The organism is Bacillus sp. SN32, assembly GCF_002837495.1.
Lineage (GTDB): Bacteria > Bacillota > Bacilli > Bacillales > Bacillaceae > Bacillus > Bacillus subtilis.
This window is the reverse complement of the sequence record NZ_PJCT01000005.1, coordinates 137,236-151,018: the sequence shown is the minus strand read 5'-3', so window position 1 is coordinate 151,018 and position 13,783 is coordinate 137,236. Positions and strand designations below refer to the sequence as shown.

At 43.4% G+C, this 13,783-nt stretch carries 14 protein-coding genes; 10 read left to right on the top strand and 4 right to left on the bottom strand.

From position 1 onward, the window contains the following. Positions 1–6 precede the first annotated feature (6 nt). Together CW370_RS17900 and CW370_RS17895 are read left to right on the top strand one after the other, a co-directional pair. Entirely contained in the window at positions 7–924 is a 918-nt protein-coding gene (locus tag CW370_RS17900) for a bifunctional helix-turn-helix transcriptional regulator/GNAT family N-acetyltransferase (protein ID WP_076458346.1), read from the top strand. Beyond that, the gene (locus CW370_RS17895) at positions 921–2,171 is read left to right on the top strand and encodes an MFS transporter (protein WP_101169892.1); all 1,251 of its coding nucleotides are present in this window, start codon (positions 921–923) and stop codon (positions 2,169–2,171) included. The genes CW370_RS17900 and CW370_RS17895 overlap by 4 nt, the downstream gene beginning before the upstream one ends. 258 nt (positions 2,172–2,429) lie before the next feature. Here CW370_RS17895 and CW370_RS17890 read toward each other — a convergent pair whose 3' ends face one another. The 4 genes from CW370_RS17890 to CW370_RS17875 all read right to left on the bottom strand — a co-directional run bounded on the left by CW370_RS17890 (position 2,430) and on the right by CW370_RS17875 (position 7,406). Then, positions 2,430–3,350 (bottom strand): DMT family transporter, encoded by a 921-nt coding sequence (locus tag CW370_RS17890; RefSeq protein ID WP_101169884.1) that lies wholly within the window; start codon positions 3,348–3,350, stop codon positions 2,430–2,432. Further along, the gene (locus tag CW370_RS17885) at positions 3,347–4,174 is read right to left on the bottom strand and encodes an AraC family ligand binding domain-containing protein (protein WP_101169883.1); all 828 of its coding nucleotides are present in this window, start codon (positions 4,172–4,174) and stop codon (positions 3,347–3,349) included. The genes CW370_RS17890 and CW370_RS17885 overlap by 4 nt, the downstream gene beginning before the upstream one ends. A gap of 151 nt (positions 4,175–4,325) precedes the next feature. Continuing rightward, on the bottom strand, positions 4,326–5,351 hold the full coding sequence (locus CW370_RS17880) for an ADP-ribosylglycohydrolase family protein (protein ID WP_101169882.1): 1,026 nt from the start codon (positions 5,349–5,351) through the stop codon (positions 4,326–4,328). A 12-nt stretch (positions 5,352–5,363) separates the two neighbouring features. Continuing rightward, positions 5,364–7,406, bottom strand: coding sequence for a T7SS effector LXG polymorphic toxin (locus tag CW370_RS17875; RefSeq protein WP_101169881.1), 2,043 nt, complete (start codon positions 7,404–7,406; stop codon positions 5,364–5,366). 348 nt (positions 7,407–7,754) lie between these two features. On the opposite strand from CW370_RS17875, the gene purT reads away from it, so the two are divergent. The 8 genes from purT to CW370_RS17835 all read left to right on the top strand — a co-directional run bounded on the left by purT (position 7,755) and on the right by CW370_RS17835 (position 13,763). Beyond that, complete coding sequence (purT, locus tag CW370_RS17870; protein ID WP_267892365.1) at positions 7,755–8,933, top strand: phosphoribosylglycinamide formyltransferase 2; 1,179 nt, start codon at positions 7,755–7,757, stop codon at positions 8,931–8,933. Between the two features lie 142 nt (positions 8,934–9,075). Continuing rightward, positions 9,076–10,017: an extracellular metalloprotease Mpr gene (gene mpr / locus CW370_RS17865; RefSeq protein ID WP_003246370.1), complete on the top strand. Its 942-nt coding sequence runs from the start codon at positions 9,076–9,078 to the stop codon at positions 10,015–10,017. Continuing rightward, a complete protein-coding gene (locus CW370_RS17860) occupies positions 9,980–10,378 on the top strand; it encodes a YbfJ family protein (protein WP_101169879.1) in 399 nt (132 codons plus the stop codon). Before mpr ends, CW370_RS17860 begins: the two co-directional genes overlap by 38 nt. 170 nt (positions 10,379–10,548) lie before the next feature. Then, positions 10,549–11,439: an enantioselective carboxylesterase CesB gene (gene cesB / locus CW370_RS17855; RefSeq protein ID WP_101169878.1), complete on the top strand. Its 891-nt coding sequence runs from the start codon at positions 10,549–10,551 to the stop codon at positions 11,437–11,439. 194 nt (positions 11,440–11,633) lie between these two features. Beyond that, positions 11,634–12,167, top strand: a complete 534-nt coding sequence (gene pssA, locus CW370_RS17850; protein ID WP_009966430.1) for a CDP-diacylglycerol--serine O-phosphatidyltransferase — start codon at positions 11,634–11,636, stop codon at positions 12,165–12,167. Then, positions 12,158–12,646, top strand: coding sequence for a DedA family protein (locus tag CW370_RS17845; protein WP_003234861.1), 489 nt, complete (start codon positions 12,158–12,160; stop codon positions 12,644–12,646). Before pssA ends, CW370_RS17845 begins: the two co-directional genes overlap by 10 nt. Continuing rightward, entirely contained in the window at positions 12,639–13,430 is a 792-nt protein-coding gene (locus CW370_RS17840; protein ID WP_003234858.1) for a phosphatidylserine decarboxylase, read from the top strand. Before CW370_RS17845 ends, CW370_RS17840 begins: the two co-directional genes overlap by 8 nt. Before the next feature lie 54 nt (positions 13,431–13,484). Further along, positions 13,485–13,763, top strand: coding sequence for a hypothetical protein (locus tag CW370_RS17835; RefSeq protein WP_021481898.1), 279 nt, complete (start codon positions 13,485–13,487; stop codon positions 13,761–13,763). The last annotated feature ends 20 nt before the right edge of the window (positions 13,764–13,783 follow it).

Here is a 13,783-nt window from a genome sequence, read left to right as displayed (position 1 = left end):
ATTGATTTGAAAACAAGAGAATCATCTGTCGGGTTAAAATTCAGAAAGTTCAATCGATTTTATACAAACGTCCTTGGTTTCCTTAATGAGCACATTTACGACAGCCCGTTTTCCTTAACAGAAACACGGATTTTATTTGAGATTTATAATACGCCTAATTGTACGGCAAAAGCTCTTCAGGATAAACTGGGGCTTGACCGGGGATATGTCAGCAGGATTGTGAAGCAGTTTGAAAAAGAAGATTTGATCTATAAACAGAGGAGCAAAGATGACGCCCGCCAACATTATATTTTTGTCACAGAAACAGGAAAAACGATTTATAAAAAGCTGGAGGAGAAAGCCAACGAACAAGTAGAACTGATGCTGAATGAAATCAACCAAAAGGAGCAGCACAAGCTTGCCGAGGCGATGGCAGAGATTGAAGCGATCCTTTCACAGTCGCTTTCTGCCAGATCATCAGAGATATCGATTAGAGATTATTTTCTTTCGGAGGATCTTCAACTCCTTATTGAGAAACAAAGACAATTTTACGCGGAGGCTCACGGTTGGGATGACACGTTTTTAGCTTATCTTCAGGAGACATTTGACGCTGACATCGAAAAAATATGGATTGCGGAAAGCGGCGGGAAATTTGCCGGCTCTGTCGGGTTGGTCAAGCATGATGAAAAGACAGTCCAGCTCAGATGGTTTCTGGTTGATGCGGATTTTCGGGGCAGGGGGCTCGGCACGCAATTGCTGGAGCATCTGGTTGCATACTGCCAAGACATGAAGTTTGACCGCATTTTCCTTTGGACGGTGAGTACCATGGCTGAGGCTCGTCCGCTCTATGAAAAATTTGGATTCAAGATAAGTGAAGTGAAACAAGAAGCGCCATTATGGGGACAGCAGCTGACAGAAGAACGGTGGGATTTGGAGCTGTCATGAAAAGACTGCATTATGCTTGGGTCATCGTCTCCGTCACCTTCTTGATCTTATTGGCGGTTCAGGGGGTGCGGCTGTCGTTTGGTGCGTTTGTGGAGCCGTGGGAACGGCAGTTTTCAATGGATAGAAGCACCATCTCGCTGATTTCGACGATGAGTTTTATTGTTTATGGCATATCACAGCCTGTGATCGGTCGGCTTGTGGACAAATGGGGTGCCCGGGCTGTTTTGGCATGGAGTGCGTTACTGACAGGAGTCAGCATTTTCTTAACATACCTAGTGACTTCGCCTTGGGAGCTGTTTTTGCTTTATGGGCTGGGTGTCTCGCTTGGAGTGGGCGGAGCATCGAATGTGGCGGCAAGTGTATTGGTCGTCAATTGGTTCAGCAAAAAGCGGGGACTAGCCTTTGGGATCATGGAAGCAGGCTTTGGCGCGGGGCAAATGCTTCTCGTTCCCGGCTCACTCATGTTGACCCATTGGTTTAGCTGGAAGCTGACGGTTGTGGTGTTGGGACTGCTGTTAATCGTGATTGTCTTTCCGGCTGCGCTGCTGATGCTGCGGAACAATCCTTCAGAAAAGAATACAGAGCCGATAGGCGGACTGGCTGCATCAGAAAAAGAAACAGCACCCAAAACAACAGCTCTTTCAGTGGCCGGGATGTTTCGTATGAGGCAATTCTGGTTCTTGATTTTTCCGTTTTTGATCTGTGGTTTTACGACCGTGGGGCTGATGGATACCCATTTGATTCCGTTTTCTCATGATCATGGCTTTTCAACGACAGTCACGAGTGCTGCTGTCAGTCTTCTGGCAGGCTTTAATATTGCTGGCATCTTGCTGTCCGGAATTGTAGCGGATCGGTGGAGCAGCCGGAAAATCCTGTGCTTTTTATATGCGGTGCGGGCGCTGTCGATCGTGATTCTTATTTACAGCCACGAGCCCTACTTGCTTTTAGCCTTTGCGATTCTGTTTGGATTAGTGGACTTTGCAACGGTAGCACCGACTCAAATACTCGCCACCCAGTACTTTCAAAACTACTCGATCGGCCTCATGATTGGCTGGCTGTCACTCGCCCATCAGATCGGATCGGCACTAGGTGCGTATGTGCCCGGCGTCATCTACACGGTAACGGGTGAGTATACACTGGCTTTTTATTTGTCGATTGGAATGCTCGTGCTTGCGAGCGTAATGAATGTGATGCTGAGGGAGCCAGCGGCGGTTACGCGAGACAGTGCGTCTGTGGTAGAGAAGTGATGAGAGCAGAGGATAAGCATCTCTGATTTGGGATTATTCAGAGATGCTTTTTTTGTATTTTTGTTCTAATACGAAGTCGATCATACCGACTATGCGGGCGTTTTCGGATTTTTATTTGAAGCGTTCTGAACGATTATATTAGCGTAAAACCTCAAACATCTATTGGGAAGTTGAGACTATTTAACATATTTTCACAATAGTTGATTTGTAACGCAGCGTGAGATGTCTGTCGTCTACCCATAAACTGTAATTTAGACATTAAGCATCCATTTTACATCCATTCTCCAACAGCTTCGCTTTCGGTTTCATCTCCGAGATGTAGAGGCCTAAAAGCGTAATGGCGCCTCCTAGAAGAGCGATCCATGTCATGTTTTCATGCAGGATCAGGACGGAGGCGGCGATTGTGATAACCGGGACCAGGTATATATAAGCACTGGATTTGACGGCTCCGAGCACGCCAACTGAATAATTCCAAGTGGCGAAGCACAGGGCCGAAGCGCCAATCCCTAAGAAAAGCATGTTGAGTATATTTGAAGCAGATGAAAATCGGCTTAGGTCAAAATGGAAGTCGAACAAAAATAAAGCGGGAACCATAAACAATAAACCATACAAAAATACTCTCTGTGTCAGCTCGATGATGTGGTGTTCGTAAGCGCTTAATTTTTTCATGAATATCGAGTATCCGCCAAACACGAGAGCAGCCCCGGCAGCCATGATGTCTCCGAGCGGATTTAGACGCAGTACGATATTGCCGTTGAACGTAATCAATAAAAGCCCGATCAGTGCCGAGCCAAATCCAATGAAAAAAGTCAGCCGCAGTTTTTCGCCTTCAAGCAGAAAATGGGCCAGCACCGCAGTGATCATCGGAATAATGGCCACGATCATGCCGACATTGGATGCGTATGTATAGGTGAGAGCTATATTTTCTAATAGAAAGTATAAGGTTATGCCAAATAAACCAGCCCCGGCAAATAACAGCTCCTGCCGCCAATTCCTGAACGGAATCATGTTGGGACGGACGAGGATAAGAGCGATAAAGCCCATCAAAAACCGATAAAATAATATTTCCATTGGAGAGAAGTCAGCCAGCAGAACTTTTGTCGAAATAAAGGTTGTCCCCCAAATCAGAATGGTCACAATGGCTGCGATATGCCCCGAAGTTTCTCTTTGTATGTTCATCTGTGAAGCTCCTTTTCAAAAATCTTCATGTATTGCTTCGGCGTCAGCCCCACCTGCCGTTTAAAAAACTTCGTCATATGGCTCTGATCGCTGAATCCTGTCTGAAATGCCGCATCAATCGGCCTTACCCCTTGTTCAAGAAGTTTTTTCGCTTGATTAATCCGGATTGTTTCCATGTAGCTATTAGGGGTAATGCCTTTTTGTTTTGTAAATGAACGCAATAAATGATACTTGCTCCAGCCTGTTAATTCACTCAAATCATTGAGTGTGACATTTTCGGCATAATGCTCTTCTAAAAATTCACAAACCATTTTGACTTCGTCTGATGGTTCTGGAACGCTGCTAAGGAACGTGACATCTGAATAACGGCGGATCAGCTCTTCTAATAGATGAAGAAACAGCTCCTCTTTACGCAAAGCTTGTTTTTCCTCGGATATCAAAATATGCAATTCCTGCAGGCTGGCTGTCAGCTCATGGCGGAATAACACATGCTGGGAGAAATAAGGGAGATGCCCGCAGCCAGTAATCTCTTTCACCGCCTTCTCCATGATATCCGGCATAACATTGATACACCGATAATCAAGCGTCCGGCCGTCAATCTGTTCACAGCTATGCGTGTCACGGGGGTTAAAGAGGAGAAGATCACCTGGATTGATGATATATTCTTGATCCTGACAGGCCAGATACCGTTGCCCTTTTTCAATAAATCCAATCACATAATAATCGTGAAAGTGGTTCGGGAACTTTTGCATAATTCCCTTGAAACGGTAGGCTTCTATATGAAGGTGTGGGTCAAGCTGTAGTGTGCGGGTTTCGTTTTGCATGGGATGCCTCCTGTCGGTGTGGTGGTCTTGGATTAAGTGTAGCATGATTTAGGGGGATTTCTTGTATGATGTTGCTGTTTAGGAATAGAGAAAGCAGACCGTTATTGGTCTGCTTTCGTTACCTTGTATGATTAAGTATTTTAACGTAAATCTAAATATTCCCATATTGCTCGATAATCGCTTTATCTGCACAATACTGATAAAATTCTTCTATTAATTTATCAACATCTTGCTTACGAGCTATTTTTTCTAACCAATCTCCTGGGATCCCATCTAGCTTATAATACATACCTGCTATCGATCCTGTTATTGATGCTACAGTATCAGTATCTTCTCCTAAGTTCACTGCTGTTAGTACAGCCTCGGTAAATGAAGATGTAGTGCCGAAACACCAAATTGCCGCTTCTAAAGTATGAACGACATACCCGTCTGATCGAATTTCTTCTCTTGGTGTATTCAAAAAGCTTTTTTCAAAAATTCTTTTATAATGTGTTAACTCTTTATGGTATATATGTTCTTTTTTGAAATTCTCGTCGAAAAGCTCTTTCACTTCTCTTAAAGATGTATCAATTGAATTGTTATAATATAGCCTTAGTAATAGTTCAACATAAATAATGGAACCAACTATAGCACGCGGATGGGCATGGGTTATTTCAGTGTATTTCTTGATCATCTCCGCTTTTTTCACAAAATCGAATTCCTTATGCAAAATAAACACTAATGGTGAAATTCTCATTAATGCTCCATTTCCGTTATCAAATTCTGACTGACCGCCGCATTTTTCTGGCAGAACACCTTTCCTAAATCGGGTAATTGCTTCAACGGTCGTCCTGCCAATGTCAAACATTTCACCATACGGCGTCCAGTAACCTTCATCTTGATACTGTTTAAATTTCTGCATTAAATCATTTATGTTCCCTTTTTCAATCATATTCTCCATCTGGCACAAGGTCAGAGATGTATCGTCAGACCAGGTTCCAGGAGGTTGATTATAGGTGCCGTATCCTACCATATCCTGCACATGAAAATCTCCTCTTTTTTTGAATTCAACAGGGACTCCTAACATATCTCCTATAATGCCACCGTATATTGTTGGAAGAACTTTGTTTTTTATATTAAGTTTAAGAAAGCTCTTATTGTCATCTTCCCATCTATCTATCATTCTTCTGCCTCTCATTTTTTCACCCACTTAAATTAAGTCTAAAATAATATGTAACTTATTGTTGGTATCAACATGTGCGCTTTTAATAACCATCTCTTGCCCAAAATTTAAAAGTAACTCAGCTTCATTAGGAAAGTGGCTTATCTTTCCGAGATAGGCTGCATTGGTTCCTGCTGGAACATTTATTTCCCATGAGACTTCCATGTGATCAAAGGATGATTCTTTAACAATTGCTGTACTAACAAAACCATTGTCTCTGAAAATCTTTCCAATTAATGATTCAGCATTAATGTCTCCATATTTGTTAATTTCAATTAATGACTCTAAAGGTCTTAGGTCTGTTCCTCTAAAAACTTGTAAATTGTGTGGAACTCGCGCTTTATCCAACCCATTCTTTATATTATAGATTGTATCTAAATCAATGCCATCTAAAGAATCACTAATTCCTCTTAGATAATCATTTATTTTTTTGTAATCATCACCAGTATATTGCTTAATTGCATCTTGTTCACTTGGGGTTAATGATTTAATCCAATCGTCATAATACTTGCTCCCCCATTGGTGTGCTTCCTCTACGGTTTTAATATCACATGTAATTTTAGAATTTTCATTTGGTCCTACGCCACCTGATTTGCTATGGTCGCTGCTATTCATCTGGACAAAGTTTTCAAGTTTCTTATCAAAATCCTTCTCTAGTTTCGGAATAGGGCTTTCAATGTTCCCAACTCCTTGTATTGCAGATTCTAGTTGATTGTTACTTGGCAATTTGAAATAAGGTTTTGCTTTTTCAGTAATGTTCTTTGCTATAGATTTATGATCGTCCACAAAAGCCTTTGTTTCCTTTGTCACGAATTTCCCTGCTTTTGTTGCAGATGCCACTTTTCCGAGTCCCTTGGCGCCAAAAAGGGAAGCAACTGCGTAGGTGATGTAGTGGGAGCGGCTATAGACATCACCATGAACCATATTGTCGTTCCAAGATTTTTTAAATGAATCGACCATGTATTCAAAAGTTTCGGGAGCGCTATAAATGATATTTTGGAGTTCCTGTCCGGCTTTGACTTGTTCTTCGATGCCCATCTTGCCCTGTGCTCTATACGACCATATAGCAAGATCGTAAGCACCGACTGCGAGGTCGCATGCACCGGTAACGATATCCTTTCCGGCATCCCAAAGCCCGACAATTACACCTTTTCCTCCTTCGACAAGCATTTTTCCTGTTTGCTGCTGTGCTTTCATTTGAACGATGCTTGAATAATATTGTAATTGCTCAGCGCTCAGGTTGTCAGTGCCAATCTTTTCTGCAACTTTCAGGTATTCATCAGGATCAGTAGTTTTGTCGAGTTTTTTCTTGAGATACTCGATTTCTTCCTGTTTTTTTGCTTTGATGAACTGCTGAGCTTGTTTGTGTATATCCGCTTTGTTTTGATAAACATCTGTTTCGTGAAAGGCTTTTGCATTAAAACTTATTGGGTTGGTACTTCCGCCTTTGCTGGTGGCACCGGTCAGCGCTTCGAAAAATGCCCGAACCTCATGTTCTACAACTTCGGAGGCCTCGTAATCACTGTTCAGTTTCTCATCAAGGTTATGCAGATGTGTAATCGTTTTTTTTCGTTTTTTATCTGCTTTATCCAGTTTATCGGTGACTGTGGAATTGTCAAAGAGGGACAGCGGTAAAATGTCATCAATAGAATTCAGAATTGATTTAATTTCTTTTTGCTGTGCCTCTATAATACCGTCTGCTTTGACTAGACCATTATACAGTTCGTTATCGAGATAAGATTCCTCGATATATGCATCGTCATCAAATGTTGCTGCTTCAATAGCGGATGGAATATTTTTGAAAAAAGCGATTCTCATGTCAATGAGGTCCAGCCACAGATCCGCCCCTGTCGCTTGTTCCTTATAGAAGGCTTTAATTGCGTTAGCTCCTTTGCCTGTCATGGCATCATCCAAGTTTGCCATCTTTTTGAACTGTTTTTTCAATGTAGCCATGTGCTCTCTCAATGTTTGGTAGACTTTAAGGCGCGTTTCGGCAGTTTCTAAAATCGTACTTACTTCAAGAATCTTCATTTAATACATGTCCTTTCGCCTGAATTTTCCTGTAAATATGGTACCATGGTGAATTTAGGAAAGGAGCGGAAACTGAGAAGTCAAGGAAAAACAGTACTTTTTTACTGATTCTAATTATTCATTTTACTCGCAGATATAAAATCTACTGGAATCAGCTGTCGTACCCATTCTTGGTGGCTTCAAGATCTCAGTTTTTATATTGAAGATTTCAGGTGGTACTGTACGGTATGTGCGGAGTTCGCCAGCCATTTTTTTGTGGAAAGCGTTCTAATCATGCAACTCGTGATGAATTCTTATTTTATCTTTTTTAATAAAAATTTATTTTTCAAATATTTCAGTTATAATGGTTTGGAACAGATAGGAGGGGCAAAGATGTATCAATCAAAGAAGGTTTTATTGTTAGGTTCAGGTGAGTTAGGTAAAGAGGTAGTGATTGAAGCCCAGCGTCTTGGGGTACTGACGGTGGCAGTTGACAGTTACGAGCATGCTCCGGCAATGCAGGTCGCGCATAACAGTTATGTCGTTGATATGCTGGACCCAGAGCAGATCAGAACCATTATTGAGAAAGAAAAGCCGGATTTGATTGTGCCTGAGGTGGAGGCGATCGCGACGGATGAATTGCTGAAGCTTGAAGAAGAAGGGTTTCACGTCATCCCGAATGCCCGTGCGGCCAAGCTGACGATGGATCGGGAAGGCATCAGACGGCTTGCGGCGGAAACGCTTGGACTTGCGACGGCTGGCTATGAATTTGCGAATACATATGATGAATTTATACAAGCGGCAGCACAGATCGGTTTTCCTTGTGTCGTTAAACCATTGATGAGTTCTTCTGGAAAAGGCCAAAGTATCTGCCGCTCTGAAGCGGATTTAGAGAGCTGCTGGGAGACGGCGATGGAAGGCGGACGGGTGAAAAACGGCCGCGTGATCGTTGAGGAGTTTATCCCATTCGAATCAGAAATCACACTCTTAACCGTACGTGCGGTTAACGGTACGGCATTTTGCGAGCCGATCGGTCATGTGCAAAAGGACGGGGATTATATCGAATCATGGCAGCCGCATGATATGACAGAGCAGCAAATAGAAGAAGCGAAGCATATTGCGAAAACGATCACGGATGAGCTTGGCGGATACGGCCTGTTTGGTGTTGAGCTGTTCCTTGCGAAAGATAGGGTATATTTCAGTGAGGTATCTCCTCGTCCGCATGATACGGGTCTTGTCACGCTGGTGACGCAAAATTTGTCAGAATTTGCGCTGCATGTCCGGGCGGTTCTCGGCTTTCCGATTACAGAAATCACACAGCTTTCTCCTGGCGCCAGCAGGCCCCTCAAAGCGCCGGAAGAATTAGCGGATTACTCTGTTGAAGGATTGGAAAACGCACTGGCAGTCCCAAAGACTCAAGTGCGCGTCTTTGGAAAGCCGATAACGAAAGCCGGACGTCGTATGGCAGTTGCGCTTTCTGCTGCTGATACAGTTGAAACGGCAAGAGAGATTGCTAAGAAAGCGTTGGACCAGCTAACGATAAAATAGAGTTTGAGCAGGCCTTGTCATGGTACAAGGCCTGTTTTTTTCTTCCTCCATAAAAGTTTTATCATAAGAATCAGAAACCTGATTATAATGTAAAAGTCTTCCATCAATACGGTGGTTGACACTAAAGGAGGGAGATGACAAAATGAAATTAGTTCCAAGATTCAGAAAACAATGGTTCGCTTACTTAACGGTTTTGTGTTTGGCTTTGGCAGCAGCGGTATCTTTTGGCGTACCGGCAAAAGCGGCAGAGAACCCGCAAACTTCTGTATCGAATACCGGTAAAGAAGCTGATGCTACGAAAAACCAAACGTCAAAAGCAGATCAGGTTTCCGCCCCTTATGAGGGAACCGGAAAAACAAGTAAATCGTTATACGGCGGCCAAACGGAACTGGAAAAAAACATTCAAACCTTACAGCCTTCGAGCATTATCGGAACTGATGAACGCACCAGAATCTCCAGCACTACATCTTTTCCATATAGAGCAACCGTTCAACTGTCAATCAAGTATCCCAACACTTCAAGCACTTATGGATGTACCGGATTTTTAGTCAATCCAAATACAGTCGTCACGGCTGGACATTGTGTGTACAGCCAGGATCATGGATGGGCTTCGACGATAACCGCCGCGCCGGGCCGCAATGGTTCGTCATATCCGTACGGCACTTATTCAGGCACGATGTTTTACTCCGTCAAAGGATGGACGGAAAGCAAAGACACCAACTATGATTACGGAGCTATTAAATTAAACGGTTCTCCTGGAAACACGGTTGGCTGGTACGGCTACCGGACTACAAACAGCAGCAGTCCCGTGGGTCTTTCCTCGTCAGTGACAGGATTCCCGTGTGACAAAACCTTTGGCACGATGTGGTCTGATACAAAGCCGATTCGCTCCGCTGAAACGTATAAGCTGACCTATACAACCGATACGTACGGCTGCCAAAGCGGCTCGCCTGTTTATCGAAACTACAGTGATACAGGGCAGACAGCTATTGCCATTCACACGAACGGAGGATCGTCATATAACTTGGGAACAAGGGTGACGAACGATGTATTCAACAATATTCAATATTGGGCAAATCAATAAATACAGCAAACTAGCCATATTCATGTCTATTTTGTTTTTATGCGGATGCAGTTCGCAGACGCATTCTTCTCAAAAAGAAACGACTATTCCTGTCACTCTTCATGTGGAGGATGCTAAGGGGCTGCCGGTCGAAGGGGTTCAAGTGACGATTGTCAAAGCGCCTGCTTCAGATGAGGAGCCGAGTACAGAGATTGGCGAGATACTCGGTAAAACAGACAAAAACGGAGATATCAAATGGGATACCGGCAGAAAAGGCGATTACTCAGTCGCGTTGACGAAGGGTGAAACATCAGTAACCCATCAGATCTCGTTAACAGAGGATAAAAAAGATCATGCCATTCCATTAGTCTTCAAAGAATAGCAGTTTCCTTGATTTTAAGGGAACTGCCTTTTTTATTTATTGCAGGAAACCAAACTATATACTGGAAATTTATTATGTGAGATAATAAGAAATAGGTATTTTTTCTTACGAGACAAAAGGGGCGTTATCCTTTATTTTATATCAATCAAACCCGGAGGAAAAAGAAGAAAATGATACAAGATTCAATGCAGTTTGCCGCGGTTGAAAGTGGTCTGCGCTTTTACCAGGCATATGATCAAAGTCTTTCTTTGTGGCCGATTGAGTCGGAAGCATTCTATGTTTCTACTCGTTTTGGAAAAACACATATCATTGCAAGTGGGCCAAAGGACGCACCTTCGCTCATTTTGCTTCACGGGGGCCTTTTCAGCTCTGCGATGTGGTATCCGAATATCGCGGCGTTGAGCCGTCAATTTCGTACATATGCGGTCGATATAATAGGAGACAAAAATAAAAGTATACCATCAGCAGCCATGGAAACGAGAGCTGATTTTGCAGAATGGATGAAAGATGTCTTTGATTCTCTTGGACTTGAGACGGCACACCTGGCCGGCCTTTCGCTTGGCGGCTCCCATATCGTGAATTTCTTACTCCGCGCGCCCGAAAGAGTAGAGCGGGCGGTTGTTATGAGTCCCGCTGAAGCGTTTATTTCATTTCATCCGGATGTCTATAAATACGCTGCAGAGCTTACAGGGGAAAAAGGAGCTGAATCATATATCAAGTGGATCACAGGCAACAGTTATGATCTGCATCCTTTACTGCAAAGACAAATTGTGGCGGGCGTGGAATGGCAGGATGAGCAAAGGAGCCTGAAGCCGACAGAAAACGGCTTTCCGTACGTGTTCACAGACCAGGAATTGAAATCGATACAAGTCCCGGTACTGCTGATGTTCGGTGAGCACGAGGTCATGTACCATCAGCAAATGGCCTTTGAGCGGGCTTCGGTATTGTTGCCGGGAATTCAGGCTGAAATCGTAAAGAACGCCGGACATCTGTTATCTCTGGAGCAGCCAGAGTACGTCAATCAACGCGTCTTGTCCTTTTTATGCGGGGGGATAAAATAGTAAGGAACATGAAAAGATTGGCATTCGTTTTTCAAAAGGTAACAAATGTTGTATAATAATAGAATTTGAATGCTGCTTTTTTGGGAGCATTCTATGTTATCATGCTTATTGGAGAAAAATTTTTCCTGTAACGCTATTCGATCACTATCGTCAAATAATATAGATGGTTTTACAATTGGAGGTTTGGTTACACTGTGAATTACATCCCCTGTATGATTACGATAGGAAACTTCATTTGCGGATTGCTGGCGATTCATTCCTTGCTATATCACAACATTCATTCAGCAGTGCTTTTTATTTTTACAGGCATGTTCCTTGATTTCTTTGACGGGATGGCTGCTCGTAAGCTGAATGCCGTTTCTGATATGGGGAGAGAACTGGATTCGTTTGCCGATCTGGTTACCTTTGGGGTGGCTCCTTCTATGCTTGCTTACAGTGTCGCGTTGTATACCCTGCCATTTATCGGGATCTTATGCGCATTGACGTACAGCATTTGCGGAATGCTTCGCCTCTCTAAATTTAACATTGAACAAAGCAAGCTCCCGACATTTATCGGTATGCCGATTCCGTTTGCGGGCATGTGTCTCGTTATTTTAAGCTTCACCTATAACCCGATCCTTCTGGCAATCGGCACTTGCGGACTTTCATATTTAATGGTGAGTAAAATAAAATTCCCTCATTTTAAAAAACATGCGGCAGAAAACCTGGAGTCCGGGAGATGGAATTAGTTCAGCAGCTCATAGCGGATTACGGTTATCTCGCTATTTTTTTGATGTTGGTATTAGGGATTGTAGGATTGCCGATTCCAGATGAAGTAATGATGACCGTTGTTGGCTATTTCACGCATACCGATGTATTGAATTATGAGCTTTCGATATTGATCAGTTTTGTCGGGGCTTTGTTAGGTATGCTGATCAGCTACATGATTGGCAGAAAAGCCGGACGCCCGTTTATCGATAAGTACGGCAAGTGGGTCGGCTTAAAAGAAAAGAGAATGATGAAAGTGGAAAAATGGATGAAGAAATACGGTCCATATTCTCTTATTTTAGGTTATTTTATTCCCGGCGTCAGACATGTGACGTGCTACTTTTCGGGGATCGGCAAAATGGATCTGAAAACGTATGTTGCGTTTGCTGCAATCGGCGCCTTTTTATGGTGCTTTGTTTTTATTACAATCGGAAGGGTTATAGGGATTATTCATGTTTAATACGGCTGTAAAGATTCTGTATCGATCATTGATAGAGCTGACGAATCATCGTCTGTCATCCTATCTGATTAAAGGATTTTGCGAGTCGAAAATCAGCAAACCGGTCATTCCGCTTTTCTCAAAACATTTTCGGCTGAATTGGGATGATGTGGACGGTACGGCTGCTGATTATGGATCGCTGTCCGAATTGTTCATTCGACAAATAAATCTGGAGCGGCGCCCTGTGTCAAAAGAGGCGCATGCGGTGGTCAGCCCTGTTGATGGTGTAGTTCAGACGGTAGGAATCATCAACCCGAATCAAACCTTTACGGTGAAGGGAAAAGATTACTCATTCGCTGAGCTGACCGGCTGTAAAAGCGCAGACCATCAATACAATGGCGGTTACTTCGTCGTGCTGTATCTAAGCCCGAGGCATTATCACCGTTTCCATTCTCCGATCAGCTGCAGGTATCAAAAGCTGGCCGAGCTCGGAAATCGCTCATACCCGGTAAATCAACTAGGCTTAAAATACGGGAAAGATGTGCTGTCGAAAAATTATCGGTTTGTGTACGAGCTGAATAGCGGCAGCCGAAATGTCCTGATGATTCCTGTCGGCGCGATGAATATTAATTCTATCGTGCAGACGAGCACCCGTGCTGAATTGGAGATCGGCGAAGAGCTGGGATACTTTTCATTTGGCTCAACCGTCATTTTGATTTTTGAAAAAGACGCGTTCCAGCCGTCCGCCCATTTAGCAGAAGGCCAAGAAGTTCAAGTCGGAGAACTGATAGGTTACGAAGAGTAAGAAGAGGAGCTTGCATAAACGCAGCGCCTCTTTTTTTGAAGAAAGGTGAGACTTATGGAGAAACAAATCATCAGCTGGATTACAGATTATCAGAACACCGGAGATGAAGCCGTCCTGCGGCAAGTGCGAGAAGTGTGCTGGCCGATCGTTGAAGCGGTTTTGCAAGAGAAGGCAATAGATGATGAACAAGCGAACAATTTGCGCGAAAAAGGAATCGAGCGGTTTCCATTCATCATCAGCAAATACCAAGCGGATGTGCAGCTTCCGGTTGAGACATTTTTACGAAATACGTATCGGTTTTACTTTCATCAGGTGATGAGAGAATCCAGCTAAAGCTTCTTTCAACAGAGAAG